This is a genomic window from Leclercia sp. CFBP8987 (assembly GCF_034044995.2).
GTDB classification, from domain to species: Bacteria; Pseudomonadota; Gammaproteobacteria; order Enterobacterales; family Enterobacteriaceae; genus Enterobacter; species Enterobacter tamurae.
On sequence record NZ_CM188255.1, the window covers coordinates 659,066 to 673,556 of the forward strand.

Here is a 14,491-nt window from a genome sequence, read left to right on the forward strand (position 1 = left end):
GGTGGGACAGCGAATTCCGGTCACGCTCGGCAACATTGCGCCGTTGGCGCTGAAACCTTTTCGACCAGGCCAGATAGCCCTGGTGTGTGAGGGCGGCGGCCAGCGAGGGATCTTCACGGCAGGCGTCCTGGACGAATTCATGCGCGCGCAGTTTAATCCGTTCGATCTCTATTTCGGCACCTCCGCCGGGGCGCAGAATCTGTCGGCCTACGTCTGCAATCAGCCGGGCTATGCCCGCAAAGTGATCATGCGTTACACCACCTCCCGCGACTTCTTCGATCCGCTGCGCTTTGTGCGCGGCGGCAATCTGATCGATCTTGACTGGCTGCTGGATGCCACCGCCAGCAAAATGCCGCTGGCGATGGATAACGCCTCGCGGCTGTTCGATACCGGCAAAGCTTTCTGGATGTGCGCCTGTCGCGGCGATGACTACTCGGCCAGCTACTTCTCACCACAAAAAGAGAACTGGCTCGATATCCTTCGCGCCTCCAGTGCGATCCCCGGCTTCTACCGTACCGGCGCGGCGCTGGACGGCATCGCCTATCTGGACGGCGGGGTCAGCGACGCGATCCCGGTGCAGGAGGCGGCCCGACGCGGGGCGCAAACTATCGTGGTGATCCGTACCGTGCCGTCGCAGATGTACTATACACCGGAGTGGTTTAAGCGGATGGAGCGCTGGCTGGGCGCCAGCAGCCTGCAACCGATGCTGAATCTGGTCTCACATCACGAGGCCAGCTACCACACCATCCAGCGTTTTATCGAGAAGCCGCCGGGCAAGCTGCGGATCTTTGAAATTTATCCCCCGCGGCCGCTCAACAGTATGGCGCTGGGTAGTCGCGTGCCCGCCCTGCGCGACGACTACAAAACCGGGCGCCTGTGCGGGCGCTATTTCCTGGCGACGGTGGGCAAACTGCTGGCCGAGCGTCCGCCGCTGCGTCGGATCATCGCCCCGGCCACGAGGGTGGTGCCCCCGGCAAGCGTCGCCAACGACGTGGTTGCCACACCGCTGGTGATTACGCCCCAGGCCAATGACACCCTGTTTGATAGCGAGGATCTGGCGTGACTTACCGCTTTATCGATACCCATTGCCACTTTGATTTCCCACCTTTCACCGACGATGAGCCCGCCAGCATCCAGCGTGCCGCCGACGCCGGGGTGACGGCGATTGTGGTGCCCGCCATTGATGTGGCGAGCATCGATCGTGTCCTGCGCCTCGGGGCGCGCTATCCGACGCTCTATATGGCCCTGGGCCTGCACCCGATTGTGATCGAATCTCATCGCGATGAGCATCTTGACCAGCTGGAAGCGGTGCTGGCGGCGCGACCGGAAAGGCTGGTGGCGGTGGGGGAGATCGGCCTCGATCTCTACCGGGAGGATCCTCACTTCGATCGTCAGGAGACGATCCTCGATGCGCAGCTGAAGCTGGCGAAACGCTACGATCTGCCGGTGATCCTCCATTCCCGGCGCACTCATGACAAACTGGCGATGCACCTCAAGCGCCAGGATCTGCCCCGGACCGGCGTGGTCCATGGCTTTGCCGGCAGCCTGCAGCAGGCGCAGCGCTTCGTGGAGATGGGGTATAAAATTGGCGTTGGCGGCACCATCACCTATCCACGGGCCAGTAAAACCCGGGATGTGATGGCGCAATTACCGCTTTCCGCTCTGCTGCTGGAAACGGACGCCCCGGATATGCCCCTCAACGGTTTTCAGGGCCAGCCGAACCGCCCGGAACAGGCGGCGAGAGTATTTGCTACGTTGTGTGAACTGCGTGACGAACCCGCGGATGAGATCGCTGAGGCGCTGCTGAACAACACCCGCACGCTGTTCGATCTGCCGCTATAAGTAGAGCGCCGGGCGGATCACTCTGATCCGCTCCCGCTCCAGCATCTGTGCCAGGGGTTCAACATCCTCTGCCGTGGCGCTGCGCCAGTGCCGGGCTTCACCATAGACGCCATGTGCATGAAAGGCGTTGATCCTGACGGGCACGTCCCCTAACCGACGAATAAACGCGATCAGTTCCCGGCGGTGCGTCAGGTAATCGCAGTGATCCGGGATCACCAGCAGACGCAGCTCGCTCAGCCGGTTGTGCCCCGCCAGCCAGCGGATGCTGTGCTTGATCGGTGCGTTGTCACGCCCGGTCAGGTAGCGGTGATGTTCATTATCCCAGGCCTTGAGATCCAGCATCGCCCCGTCAAACACCGGGAGCAGTTTTCGCCAGCCGGTCTCGCTTAACAGGCCGTTGCTGTCCACCAGGCAGGACAAGTGCTGCAACAGCGGATCGGCTTTCAGGGTCGCAAACAGCGCCAGCAGAAACGGCAACTGGGTGGTAGCTTCCCCGCCGCTGACGGTGATGCCGGAGATAAAGGGCGACACCTTGCGGACCTGCGCCACCACCTCCTCGACGCTTAACCGCTGCGCCATCGGCGTCGCCTGCTGCGGGCACATCTGCAGACAGGTGTCGCACTGCTGACAATGGGCCTCATCCCACCAGACCCGTCCGGCCTGAATGTTCAGCGCGTCATGCGGGCAGTGCGGTACGCAGGCGGCGCAGTCGTTGCACCGTCCTATCGTCCACGGGTTATGGCAGGTTTTACAGCGCAGGTTACAGCCCTGCAGGAACAGGGCCAGGCGACTGCCGGGCCCGTCGACGCAGGAAAACGGGATAACCTTACTGACTAAAGCGCATCTGTTGTTCATGGCTTATCACGCGCGGCTGGCGCTCCAGAATGCGGGTGTTGCGGGCAGCTTCTTCGCCCAGCCAGGTGGTGTTGGTGCGGGACCCTTCAGCGCGGTATTTTTCCAGATCGGAGAGCCGCACCATATAGCCGGTCACGCGGACCAGATCGTTACCCGAGACATTGGCGCTGAACTCGCGCATCCCGGCGCGGAAGGCGCCCAGACAGAGTTCCACCACCGCCTGCGGATTGCGTTTGATGGTTTCGTCCAGGGTCAGAATGTCGCTGATCCCGGCGTGATAGTGCCGGTGATGCGGCGCCACCGCCAGCAGATGGCTGATGGGGTCGGGCTCATCGCCGTAAGGCAGACGCGCCCCCGGCGTGGTGCCGACGTCAGAGCTGATCCCCGACTGGGCATGCAGCATAGCGCGCTGTTTCCAGCCGTATCTGACCGGCGTATGTTCCACAAAGGCCGCCAGCTGTTCGCTGATGCGGTAGCCCAGCGCATTGGCCTGGACATCCTTGCCGTAGCGCCCTTTAAGCCCGGCTTTCTCGCACAGCACGTTCACCGCCTCGGCCAGGCCATACATGCCAAACATCGGCACAAAACGGTCCGGATCGATCAGCCCTTCTTTAACCAGGAAGCTATTCTCAAAGAAACCGGACTGTTGGTACAGGACGTCGCAGCGTGCATTGATGATGGCGATCTGCTGTTGGCAGTAGTGTGGCAGCATGCGGGTGAAGAACGCCTCTGGGGTATCGCTCTGTTCCGCGATGGCTTTCAGATTGAGGCGCACCAGGGTGCTGCCTCCGCCACCCAGCGGCAGGGAGTTGTAACAGCTGACCACGCCAAAACCGTTTTTTGTGAAAATTTTATCATTTTCCGGCCCGTTGGCGATATGCGGCTTACTGCATTCGCAGATATTGCTGGCCACCTCCAGCAGCAGATCGTCCGGGGTGATCTCAGGATCATAAATAAAGGTCAGATTGGGTGAGACCTGCTTAAGCTCTGCATCAGCACGTAAAATGGCGCGCGTTACCGGGCCATCGGCCGGGCCAATATTGGCGTGGACAAAGGCATCCGGCAGGGTGCGATCGAGATAGCGCCAGAAACGTTTTATTCGAATATCGATTTCTTGTTGTGTTAGAATTCTAACATACGGCTGCAGTAGCGTATCGAGATGGCCGAGGAACACCGGCATGCCGGTAACGGACGGAACGTGGTGGTAAAGGATGGTTAACAGCGACAGGGCATCGTCCAGATCCTGCGCCCCTTCCAGCTCCAGCCATTGCGAACCCTGTTTCAGGAACAGCGCATAGTCCGGTAACACATAGCGCGGCTTGTACGGCGCGTGGCCTTCAAACATATCGCAAATAAACCCCGCCTCCAGCGCCTGACGCGCTTCAGGGGGAAGCGACGGATAAGGCAGATTGTTTTCCGCCTCAAGCGCCAGAAAGTGGCGTTTTTGTTCGGGGCTTAACACCGGGCTTGTCACAATTTGCTGGCAACGTAGTTGCAGGCCATCGGGGGACATATTCGCTTCCTTCTTTTTCTGCAGTGGTGGGGAAGAATTGTAGAAAGCTTCTCGTCGGTGGCCATTGATCCTGCGCGTGTGCCTGGCGCTTTAATCAGCAGTTGTAGCTAAAATATTTGAAGTTGATCTCATTACGGTTATGCAAATTTGTATGCGGATTTCCTTAACTGTGATGAATGTCGAAGTGAGAATGCGGGTGGATGTTAGAATACTCACAGACCCGCAAGGTAAAATTTTACGGCTATACGCCGGGAGAATGTTATGACCGATTTAACCGCAAGCAGCCTGCGCGCCCTGAAACTGATGGATCTGACCACCCTGAATGACGACGACACCAACGAGAAAGTGATCGCCCTGTGTCATCAGGCAAAAACCGCCGTGGGCAACACCGCGGCCGTCTGTATCTATCCGCGTTTCATTCCGATCGCGCGTAAAACGCTGAACGAGCAGGGTACGCCGGACGTGCGTATCGCCACTGTCACCAACTTCCCACACGGTAATGACGATATCGGGATCGCCCTGGCAGAGACCCGCGCCGCTATCGCTTACGGTGCCGATGAAGTGGACGTGGTCTTCCCGTATCGCGCGCTGATCGCCGGTAATGAGCAGATCGGTTTCGATCTGGTGAAAGCCTGCAAAGAAGCCTGCGCTGCGGCAAACGTGCTGCTGAAAGTGATCATCGAAACCGGCGAGCTGAAAGAAGAAGCGCTGATTCGTAAAGCGTCTGAAATCTCCATCAAAGCGGGTGCTGATTTCATTAAAACCTCTACCGGTAAAGTGCCGGTAAACGCCACTCCGGAAAGCGCTCGCATCATGATGGAAGTGATCCGCGATATGGGCGTGGAAAAAACCGTGGGCTTCAAACCGGCAGGCGGCGTACGTACTGCGGAAGACGCGCAGCAGTTCCTGGCGATTGCCGACGAGCTGTTCGGTGCCGACTGGGCCGACTCCCGCCACTACCGCTTTGGCGCCTCCAGCCTGCTGGCCAGCCTGCTGAAAGCGCTGGGTCACGGCGACGGTAAGAGCGCAAGCAGCTACTAAGATTTGAATTGCCGGGTGACGCGTAGCGCTCCCGGCCTACTTTCGGGAGGTTACCGTGTTTCTCGCACAAGAAATTATTCGTAAAAAACGTGATGGTCATGCTTTAAGCGACGAAGAGATCCGTTTCTTTATCAACGGCATTCGCGACAATACCATCTCTGAAGGGCAGATTGCGGCCCTGGCGATGACCATTTTCTTCCACGATATGGCGATGCCGGAGCGCGTGTCGCTGACCATGGCGATGCGGGATTCAGGGACCGTTCTGGACTGGAAGAGCCTTAATCTTAATGGCCCGATCGTGGATAAACACTCCACCGGCGGCGTGGGTGATGTCACCTCGCTGATGCTGGGCCCAATGGTCGCTGCCTGCGGCGGCTATATTCCAATGATCTCCGGGCGCGGCCTCGGCCATACCGGCGGCACGCTCGACAAACTGGAAGCCATCCCGGGCTTCGATATCTTCCCGGATGACAATCGCTTCCGCGACATTATTAAGGACGTGGGTGTGGCGATTATCGGCCAGACCAGCTCCCTTGCCCCGGCGGATAAGCGTTTTTACGCCACGCGTGACATTACCGCGACCGTCGACTCCATCCCACTGATCACCGCCTCGATCCTCGCCAAGAAGCTGGCTGAAGGTCTGGATGCGCTGGTGATGGACGTCAAAGTGGGCAGCGGCGCCTTTATGCCGACCTATGAACTCTCTGCCGCGCTGGCCGAAGCGATCGTTGGCGTCTCCAACGGCGCAGGCGTGCGCACCACCGCGCTGCTCACCGACATGAACCAGGTCCTGGCCTCCAGCGCCGGTAACGCCGTCGAAGTACGTGAAGCGGTGCAGTTCCTGACCGGCGAATACCGTAATCCGCGTCTGCTCGATGTGACCATGGCGCTGTGCGTTGAGATGCTGATCTCAGGCAACCTGGCGAAAGATGACGCCGAAGCCCGCGCTAAACTGCAGGCGGTGCTGGATAACGGCAAAGCGGCCGAGATCTTTGGCCGGATGGTCGCCGCGCAGAAAGGCCCGACCGACTTCGTGGAAAATTACGCCAAATACCTGCCAACCGCGATGCTCAGCAAAGCGGTCTACGCGGATACCGAAGGCTTTGTCTCGGCAATGGACACCCGCGCGCTGGGTATGGCGGTGGTGTCGATGGGCGGCGGTCGTCGTCAGGCGTCGGATACCATTGATTACAGCGTCGGCTTCACCGACATGGCCCGTCTGGGCGACAGCGTTGACGGCCAACGTCCGCTGGCGGTGATCCACGCGAAAGATGAAAACAGCTGGCAGGATGCGGCGAAAGCCGTGAAGGCGGCCATTACTCTGGCAGATAAAGCGCCAGAAACCACGCCTTGTGTCTATCGTCGTATTACCGAATAGCGGTATACTGATCTGATCGCTTTTTTATAAGCACTGAGTACGGAGAACATATGAAACGTGCATTTATTATGGTGCTGGACTCATTCGGCATCGGCGCTACAGAAGACGCAGATCGCTTTGGTGACACAGGTGCAGATACCATGGGTCACATCGCAGAAGCCTGTGCAAAAGGCGAAGCGAACACCGGGCGTCAGGGCCCGCTGAATTTGCCAAACCTGACCCGTCTGGGTCTGGTGAAAGCCCACGAAGGCTCTACCGGCAACGTTGCCGCGGGTATGGATGGCAACGCGGAAGTGGTGGGCGCATACGCCTGGGCGCACGAGCTCTCTTCCGGGAAAGACACCCCGTCAGGTCACTGGGAAATCGCTGGTGTACCGGTTCTGTTCGACTGGGGCTACTTCTCTGACCACGAAAACAGCTTCCCGCAGGAGCTGCTGGATAAGCTGGTTGAGCGCGGCAACCTGCCGGGCTACCTCGGCAACTGCCACTCCTCCGGGACGGTGATTCTCGATCAGCTCGGCGAAGAGCACATGAAAACCGGCAAGCCGATCTTCTACACTTCGGCTGACTCCGTGTTCCAGATTGCCTGCCACGAAGAGACCTTTGGCCTGGATCGTCTGTACGAGCTGTGCGAAATCGCCCGTGAAGAGCTGACCGAAGGCGGCTACAACATTGGCCGCGTGATCGCGCGTCCGTTTGTGGGCGACAAAGCGGGTAACTTCCAGCGTACCGGCAACCGTCACGACCTGGCCGTTGAGCCACCAGCACCAACCGTGCTGCAAAAACTGGTCGATGAGAAAGAGGGCCAGGTGGTTTCCGTCGGTAAAATTGCGGACATCTACGCCAACTGCGGTATCACCAAAAAAGTGAAAGCTACCGGTCTGGACGCGCTGTTTGACGCCACCGTGAAAGAGATGAAAGAAGCAGGCGACAACACCATCGTCTTCACCAACTTCGTAGACTTCGACTCCTCCTGGGGCCACCGTCGCGACGTTGCAGGCTACGCTGCGGGTCTGGAGCTGTTCGACCGCCGTCTGCCGGAGCTGATGGAGCTGGTAGGGGAAGATGACATTCTGATCCTGACCGCCGACCACGGCTGCGACCCGACCTGGACCGGTACCGACCACACCCGTGAGCACATTCCGGTGCTGGTGTACGGCCCGAAAGTGAAACCAGGCTCGCTGGGCCACCGTGAATCCTTCGCGGATATCGGCCAGACCATCGCGAAATACTTTGGTACGTCTGACATGGAATATGGCAAAGCCATGTTCTGATTTTGATGGGTGCGGCCTGATGCCCTCACCCCGACCCTCTCCCACAGGGAGAGGGAGAACATCATGTAGGCTGGGTAAGGCGCAGCCGCCACCCGGCAAAAACAACAATATAAAAGGATCTGAAGATGGCAACTCCTCACATTAATGCAGAGATGGGTGATTTCGCTGACGTCGTATTGATGCCGGGCGACCCACTGCGCGCGAAGCACATCGCGGAAACTTTCCTCGAAGACGTGCGTGAAGTGAACAACGTTCGCGGCATGCTGGGCTTCACCGGGACCTATAAAGGCCGCAAAATTTCCGTAATGGGTCACGGCATGGGTATCCCATCCTGCTCCATCTACACCAAAGAGCTGATCACCGATTTCGGCGTGAAGAAAATCATCCGCGTGGGCTCCTGTGGCGCCGTGCGTATGGACGTTAAGCTGCGTGACATCGTGATCGGCATGGGGGCTTGCACCGATTCCAAAGTAAACCGTATGCGTTTCAAAGATCACGACTTCGCGGCGATTGCTGACTTCGGCATGGTACGTGACGCAGTTGACGCTGCCAAAGCGCTGGGCGTTGAAGCTCGCGTGGGTAACATCTTCTCTGCGGACCTGTTCTATGCGCCAGACGGCGGCGAGATGTTCGACGTGATGGAAAAATACGGCATCCTGGGCGTGGAAATGGAAGCGGCAGGCATCTACGGTGTGGCAGCAGAATTCGGTGCGAAAGCCCTGACCATCTGCACCGTGTCTGACCATATCCGTACTCACGAGCAGACCACTGCCGCTGAGCGTCAGACCACCTTCAACGATATGATCAAAATCGCGCTGGAATCCGTTCTGCTGGGCGATAAAGAGTAAGCATTCCCTTGGGGGCATGCTGCCCCCATTTTTTTTAAATCTATTCATATTCTCCCTCCTGCTTCGCCATTTCCCTTTACATTTCATTTGAATATGCTATGAAATTCATTCAAGTATCTATTCACAAAACCATTCACTGATGACAACCATAACTGACCTGCTGTTACAGGGGCCGCGTGCGGCACCAGAGCTTTGCCAGCACCTGGGCATCAGCCAGGCGACGTTTTCACGGCTGGTTTCCGCGCAGGAACGCGTGATCCAGTTTGGAAAAGCACGTGCCACGCGCTACGCCCTGCTAAGGCCGGTGCGGGGGATGAGCGTATTTCCCTTCTGGCGAGTGAATGAGCAGGGCCGGGCCATTAAAGGCGGCGAGATTTACCCCACCTGGCCGCAGGGGAGTTGCCTCGTATTAAAGGCCGAAGGCGACTGGCAATGGTTTGATGGGCTTCCCTGGTACCTGACCGATCTTCGCCCCCAGGGCTTTTTAGGCCGTGCCTGGGGCCGCCGCATGGCGCAGCAATGCTCACTCCCGGAAGATATTCGCCTGTGGCAGGAAAGCGACGTGCTGTATGCGCTTAGCCAGTTTTCAGGTGAGCATTCTGGCGGCTGGCTGGTGGGTGAAGACAATTATCAGCGCTGGCTCTCTGCCACGCCACCGCAGGCCATCCCCGACGATCAAAAGCCGCGACGCTATGCGCAATTATCCCGGGAGGCGCTGGCAGGGGAGATCGTGGGGTCGTCGGCGGGCGGGGAACAGCCCAAGTTTTCCTGCTTTACCCGGACGGCATCAGGTGATGCGCATGTGCTGGTCAAATTTACCGCCCCACAACTGAGCGCAGTTTCGGTTCGCTGGGGGGATCTGCTGCTGGCGGAGGCTATTGCCCTCAGTACGCTGGCGGATGCGGGGATCGCGGCCAGCGATGCAGTAGCGTTGCAAGGGGAAAACGGTCAGGTTTTTCTGGAGGCTAAACGCTTCGACTGTGAGGGTGTCGCCGGCAGAAGGGCCATTGTGTCCCTGGAGGCGGTGCAAAGTGAATTTGTCACCGCAAGCGCCTCGTGGTCGCACACGGTCAATGAGCTGGTGCAGGCGGGAATCTTGGAGACAATGGCCGTGGGCCAGGTCGAAAAGATATGGGCATTTGGCCGCCTGATTGGCAACAGCGATATGCACGCGGGAAACCTATCCTTTTATTATTCCGGCTTGCCGTTATCCCTCGCCCCCGTTTATGACATGTTGCCGATGGCGTTTGCCCCTTCCAGCGCGGGCATGATGCGTGAGGAAACCTGTGAGATACGTTTTGACAGTACGGTATCGCGCCAGGCCTGGGAGTTTGCCTTGCCGCTGGCGGCACGGTTCTGGGAGAAGGTGATGGCTGAAGGGCGGATAAGTGAAAACTTCCGCCAGATCGCAGCGGGTATGCAAGCACGATTAAGTGATATTGAAGTAATGGTCCAAAGAATGGCGTGAATGTTCTGCCGGGTGGCGGCTTCGCCTTACCCGGCCTACGCTTTACAGGCCCGCGTCAGCGGGCTTTTTATTATCTCACCGCCCGCGCAATCCAGGCCGACAGCTCACGCAGCTCAATCTCCTGTTCCGGGAAATCGCCGATCAACGCATCGCACGCCTGCTGCAGCATATCTGCCCGATACAGACAGCCCTGCAGACGGGCCGCAAGGGCTTCTAACGGGGCCGGGTTCAGGCTGTCGGTAAAGACCTGCGTGCGGGTGATATGGCCCTTCTCGACGTCGAAGTGCAATTCCACGCCGCCCCAGGTGAAACGCTCATCCAGCAGGTGCGAGAAGGCAGGGGCCTGACCGAAGTTCCACTCCCAGCTGCTCTGGCGGGCAAAGGTCTCGGCAAAGTTCGGCAGGTCCGGGGTCTTGTCCGGGGAGATCACTTCCGCTTCCACCCGTTCGCCATAGTGGGCAAAAAACGCCTCGCGGATCGCGTCGCAGATCTGCTCGTGGGTCACGCCCGGGAGCAGATCCACCAGATTGGCAACCCGTCCGCGCACGGAGGTAATGCCTTTGGCCTGCAGCTTTTTCTGGTCGGGATTGAGGTAGTTTGCCAGGCGGCTGAGATCGGCATTCAGCAGCAGGGTACCGTGGTGAAAACCGCGGTCCAGGGTTTCGCGATAGGCCGAGCCAGAAACCTTCCGATCGCCTTCTGGCGTTTTCACCACCAGATCGTTGCGCCCTGACGCTTCCGCCGTGGCCCCCAGCGCCTGTAACGCGCTAAGCACAATGTTGGTGGAGATGGTTTTGTCGTACTCCGGCTTCCCGGCCATAAAGGTAAAACAGGTATTGCCGAGGTCGTGGAACACCGCGCCGCCGCCGCTGCTGCGACGCGCCAGGCGGACGTTGTCCTCTTCCATGCGTCGCGTGTTGCACTCTTTCCACGGATTTTGCGCCCGGCCAATGACCACCGTATCGGCGTTGCGCCACAGGAACAGCACCCGCTGCGTGGCGGGCATCTGGCGGAAGATGCACTCTTCCACCGCAAGGTTAAACCAGGGATCGTAAGAGTCAGAGATAAGCAGGCGTAACGTCGTCATGGCAAAGTTCCTTTTCTGAATCGTCTCGCTACTTTAACACTATTCCTTCTTCTCGCTCTCTTCCTCTTCCGGCACCGACTTGCTGGCGGTAAGCAGGAAAGGCGACTGCTGCCAGCGGGTGCGTTTGCCCTGCAGCAGCGTGCGGGTCAGGACCACGCCAATCGCCAGCGACAGCAGCAGCATCAGGCGCAGAATGTTGGTGGTGTTATCCACCTGCTTGGCCTCGGTGGCCAGAGTATGGGTGTCGAGGGTCAGACGCAGATAGCCGAGCGGGCCGTTTTTGCCCTGAATCGGCTCCACCAGCTGCTGGTTAAAGTAGCCGCCGGCTTTTTTACCATCCAGCGCCAGCCGATCACGCACCTCAACATGCTCGCCCGAACGCGCAATCAGCTCGCCTTCTTCATCATAGACACTGGCATCGAGGATCCGGCTCTCATCCGTCAGGATATGCAGGATCTGGCCGATACGTTTTTCATCCGGTGATTCGGTACGCATCAGGGGGGCGATGTTAAGCGACACCTGACGGGCCAGAGTGTGTGCCAGCTCTTCAAGCTGCGGGTTACGTTGTCGTTGATGATTCTGGCTGAACCAGGATGCGCCCTGCATCAGCGCCACTAACAGGGCGAGACAGGAGAGGACAATCACGGCACGATGAAGCCGGAATTTCAGTTTTGCACGAGCCATATTCCACCTGCTGAAAATTTTCGGGGTTAATGTTGCCAGAAGTGATGGTTACAAGGTAGCCTCATGCGTTATTTTCACCCCCTGGATACTTCCCGGCGCGAACGATTTTACAGGAGCTTTAATGCCAAACATTACCTGGTGCGACCTGCCCAACGATGTCTCTTTATGGCCAGGATTGCCGCTCTCATTAAGTGGTGATGAGGTAATGCCTCTGGACTACCATGCTGGCCGTAGCGGCTGGCTGCTGTATGGACGCGGCCTGGATAAACAGCAGTTAACCCAGTATCAAAGCAAGCTGGGTGCGGCGATGGTGATCGTTGCCGCCTGGTGCGTGGAAGATTATCAGGTCATTCGTCTGGCCGGCTCCCTGACCCAGCGCGCCACCCGTCTGGCACACGACGCCGGGCTGGATGTGGCTCCGCTCGGTAAAATTCCGCATCTGAAAACCCCGGGACTGCTGGTGATGGACATGGACTCCACCGCCATTCAGATCGAGTGCATCGACGAGATCGCCAAACTGGCCGGTACCGGCGAGATGGTGGCCGAAGTGACCGAGCGTGCGATGCGCGGCGAGCTGGACTTCACTGCCAGCCTGAAACAGCGCGTGGCGACCCTGAAGGATGCCGACGCCAATATTCTTATGCAGGTGCGTGAAAAGCTGCCGCTGATGCCGGGCCTGGTGCAGCTGGTGCTGAAGCTGGAAACGCTGGGCTGGAAAGTGGCCATCGCCTCCGGCGGGTTCACCTTCTTTGCCGAGTATCTGCGCGACAAGCTGCGTCTGGATGCGGTGGTCGCCAACGAACTGGAGATCAGGGACGGGAAGCTGACCGGAAACGTAGTTGGCCAGATCGTCGATGCTCAGTTCAAGGCCAGCACCCTGACGCGTCTGGCGGAAAAATATGATATCCCGGTTGCCCAGACGGTGGCGATTGGCGACGGCGCGAACGATCTGCCGATGATTAAAGTGGCCGGGCTGGGCATTGCTTATCATGCTAAACCGACCGTGAATGAAAAGACGGAAGTCATTATCCGTCATGCTGACCTGATGGGGGTGTTCTGCATTCTCTCCGGCAGTGTGAATCAGAAATAAAGAGGTAAAACGTGGCGAAAGCTCCAAAACGCGCATTTGTTTGTAATGAATGTGGTGCGGATTATCCGCGCTGGCAGGGGCAGTGCAGCGCCTGTCATGCCTGGAACACCATCACCGAAGTGCGCGGAGTTGCCGCTTCACCCACCGTAGCCCGTAACGAGCGCCTGAGCGGTTACGCGGGCAACGCGGGCGTATCAAAAGTCCAGAAGCTCTCCGACATCAGCCTTGAAGCGCTGCCGCGCTTCTCCACCGGGTTTAAAGAGTTTGACCGGGTGCTGGGCGGCGGTGTGGTACCGGGCAGCGCCATTCTGATCGGTGGTAGCCCAGGGGCCGGGAAATCGACCCTGCTGCTGCAAACCCTGTGCAAGCTCGCGTCACAGATGAAAACGCTGTACGTCACCGGGGAAGAGTCGCTGCAGCAGGTGGCGATGCGCGCGCACCGGCTCTCTTTGCCGACCCAGGATCTGAATATGCTCTCCGAAACCAGCATCGAGCAGATCTGCATGATTGCTGAAGAAGAGCAGCCGAAGCTGATGGTGATCGACTCCATCCAGGTAATGCACATGGCCGACGTGCAGTCGTCGCCGGGCAGCGTCGCCCAGGTGCGTGAAACCGCAGCCTACCTGACGCGCTTCGCCAAAACGCGCGGCGTGGCGATCATCATGGTCGGCCACGTCACCAAAGATGGCGCGCTGGCCGGTCCGAAGGTGCTCGAGCACTGTATCGACTGCTCGGTAATGCTGGATGGCGATGCCGACACCCGTTTCCGTACCCTGCGCAGCCACAAAAACCGCTTCGGTGCGGTGAATGAGCTGGGCGTGTTTGCCATGACCGAGCAGGGGCTGCGTGAAGTCAGCAACCCGTCGGCCATCTTCTTAAGCCGCGGAGATGAAGTGACGTCCGGCAGCTCGGTGATGGTGGTCTGGGAAGGGACACGCCCGCTGCTGGTGGAGATTCAGGCGCTGGTCGATCATTCCATGATGGGCAACCCGCGTCGCGTGGCGGTAGGCCTCGAGCAAAACCGTCTGGCGATTTTGCTGGCGGTGCTGCACCGCCACGGCGGCCTGCAGATGGCGGATCAGGACGTGTTTGTGAACGTGGTCGGTGGGGTAAAAGTCACCGAAACCAGCGCCGACCTCGCGCTGCTGCTGGCGATGGTCTCCAGCCTGCGCGACCGTCCGTTGCCACAGGATCTGGTGGTCTTTGGCGAAGTCGGGCTGGCCGGGGAGATCCGTCCGGTGCCGAGCGGCCAGGAACGTATCTCCGAGGCAGCAAAACACGGCTTCCGTCGGGCGATTGTGCCCGCCGCCAACGTGCCGAAAAAGCTGCCGGAAGGGATGACGGTTTTCCCCGTTAAAAAACTCTCTGATGCGCTAAGTGTCTTTGACGACTTATAATTACCTATTCGTTG

The 14,491-nt window shown here is 58.9% G+C and carries 13 protein-coding genes; 9 read left to right on the plus strand and 4 right to left on the minus strand.

Annotation, left to right across the window (positions count from 1 at the left end):
• The first annotated feature begins 1 nt into the window (after position 1).
• On the plus strand, positions 2-1,063 hold the full coding sequence (locus SOM40_RS03145) for a patatin-like phospholipase family protein (protein ID WP_262672755.1): 1,062 nt from the start codon (positions 2-4) through the stop codon (positions 1,061-1,063).
• Positions 1,060-1,842, plus strand: a complete 783-nt coding sequence (locus SOM40_RS03150) for a metal-dependent hydrolase (RefSeq protein WP_106994150.1) — start codon at positions 1,060-1,062, stop codon at positions 1,840-1,842. The genes SOM40_RS03145 and SOM40_RS03150 overlap by 4 nt, the downstream gene beginning before the upstream one ends.
• Here the strand turns inward: SOM40_RS03150 and SOM40_RS03155 are convergent.
• The gene (locus SOM40_RS03155; RefSeq protein ID WP_320529950.1) at positions 1,837-2,697 is read right to left on the minus strand and encodes a YjjW family glycine radical enzyme activase; all 861 of its coding nucleotides are present in this window, start codon (positions 2,695-2,697) and stop codon (positions 1,837-1,839) included. The genes SOM40_RS03150 and SOM40_RS03155 overlap by 6 nt on opposite strands.
• Complete coding sequence (locus SOM40_RS03160; protein WP_320529951.1) at positions 2,669-4,210, minus strand: YjjI family glycine radical enzyme; 1,542 nt, start codon at positions 4,208-4,210, stop codon at positions 2,669-2,671. The genes SOM40_RS03155 and SOM40_RS03160 overlap by 29 nt, the downstream gene beginning before the upstream one ends.
• A 261-nt stretch (positions 4,211-4,471) precedes the next feature.
• On the opposite strand from SOM40_RS03160, the gene deoC reads away from it, so the two are divergent.
• The 5 genes from deoC (at position 4,472) to yjjJ (ending at position 10,219) form a co-directional block, all read left to right on the plus strand.
• Entirely contained in the window at positions 4,472-5,251 is a 780-nt protein-coding gene (deoC, locus tag SOM40_RS03165) for a deoxyribose-phosphate aldolase (protein WP_106994153.1), read from the plus strand.
• A 55-nt stretch (positions 5,252-5,306) separates the two neighbouring features.
• Positions 5,307-6,629: a thymidine phosphorylase gene (gene deoA / locus SOM40_RS03170; protein ID WP_106994154.1), complete on the plus strand. Its 1,323-nt coding sequence runs from the start codon at positions 5,307-5,309 to the stop codon at positions 6,627-6,629.
• A 50-nt stretch (positions 6,630-6,679) separates the two neighbouring features.
• Positions 6,680-7,903 (plus strand): phosphopentomutase, encoded by a 1,224-nt coding sequence (gene deoB, locus SOM40_RS03175; protein WP_166181549.1) that lies wholly within the window; start codon positions 6,680-6,682, stop codon positions 7,901-7,903.
• 125 nt (positions 7,904-8,028) lie between these two features.
• A complete protein-coding gene (gene deoD / locus SOM40_RS03180; protein ID WP_010427122.1) occupies positions 8,029-8,751 on the plus strand; it encodes a purine-nucleoside phosphorylase in 723 nt (240 codons plus the stop codon).
• 139 nt (positions 8,752-8,890) lie between these two features.
• Entirely contained in the window at positions 8,891-10,219 is a 1,329-nt protein-coding gene (yjjJ, locus tag SOM40_RS03185; protein WP_320529952.1) for a type II toxin-antitoxin system HipA family toxin YjjJ, read from the plus strand.
• Between the two features lie 70 nt (positions 10,220-10,289).
• On the opposite strand, the gene lplA is transcribed toward yjjJ, so the two are convergent.
• On the minus strand, positions 10,290-11,306 hold the full coding sequence (lplA, locus tag SOM40_RS03190) for a lipoate--protein ligase (protein ID WP_320529953.1): 1,017 nt from the start codon (positions 11,304-11,306) through the stop codon (positions 10,290-10,292).
• 39 nt (positions 11,307-11,345) lie between these two features.
• Positions 11,346-11,990, minus strand: coding sequence for a YtjB family periplasmic protein (locus SOM40_RS03195; RefSeq protein WP_106994326.1), 645 nt, complete (start codon positions 11,988-11,990; stop codon positions 11,346-11,348).
• A gap of 121 nt (positions 11,991-12,111) precedes the next feature.
• Here SOM40_RS03195 and serB point away from each other — a divergent pair, with 121 nt between their 5' ends.
• Both serB and radA read left to right on the plus strand, forming a co-directional pair.
• The gene (gene serB, locus SOM40_RS03200) at positions 12,112-13,080 is read left to right on the plus strand and encodes a phosphoserine phosphatase (RefSeq protein WP_106994325.1); all 969 of its coding nucleotides are present in this window, start codon (positions 12,112-12,114) and stop codon (positions 13,078-13,080) included.
• Between the two features lie 11 nt (positions 13,081-13,091).
• Positions 13,092-14,477: a DNA repair protein RadA gene (gene radA / locus SOM40_RS03205; RefSeq protein ID WP_261644730.1), complete on the plus strand. Its 1,386-nt coding sequence runs from the start codon at positions 13,092-13,094 to the stop codon at positions 14,475-14,477.
• Positions 14,478-14,491 lie beyond the last annotated feature (14 nt).

Excerpts from the sequence above, each read along its gene's own strand:
- deoB (WP_166181549.1), top strand. The coding sequence starts at position 6,680 with ATGAAACGTGCATTTATTATGGTGCTGGACTCATTCGGCATCGGCGCT.
- deoC (WP_106994153.1), top strand. The coding sequence starts at position 4,472 with ATGACCGATTTAACCGCAAGCAGCCTGCGCGCCCTGAAACTGATGGAT.
- deoD (WP_010427122.1), top strand. The coding sequence starts at position 8,029 with ATGGCAACTCCTCACATTAATGCAGAGATGGGTGATTTCGCTGACGTC.
- yjjJ (WP_320529952.1), top strand. The coding sequence starts at position 8,891 with ATGACAACCATAACTGACCTGCTGTTACAGGGGCCGCGTGCGGCACCA.
- SOM40_RS03160 (WP_320529951.1), bottom strand. The coding sequence starts at position 4,210 with ATGTCCCCCGATGGCCTGCAACTACGTTGCCAGCAAATTGTGACAAGC.
- SOM40_RS03155 (WP_320529950.1), bottom strand. The coding sequence starts at position 2,697 with ATGAACAACAGATGCGCTTTAGTCAGTAAGGTTATCCCGTTTTCCTGC.
- SOM40_RS03195 (WP_106994326.1), bottom strand. The coding sequence starts at position 11,990 with ATGGCTCGTGCAAAACTGAAATTCCGGCTTCATCGTGCCGTGATTGTC.
- lplA (WP_320529953.1), bottom strand. The coding sequence starts at position 11,306 with ATGACGACGTTACGCCTGCTTATCTCTGACTCTTACGATCCCTGGTTT.
- serB (WP_106994325.1), top strand. The coding sequence starts at position 12,112 with ATGCCAAACATTACCTGGTGCGACCTGCCCAACGATGTCTCTTTATGG.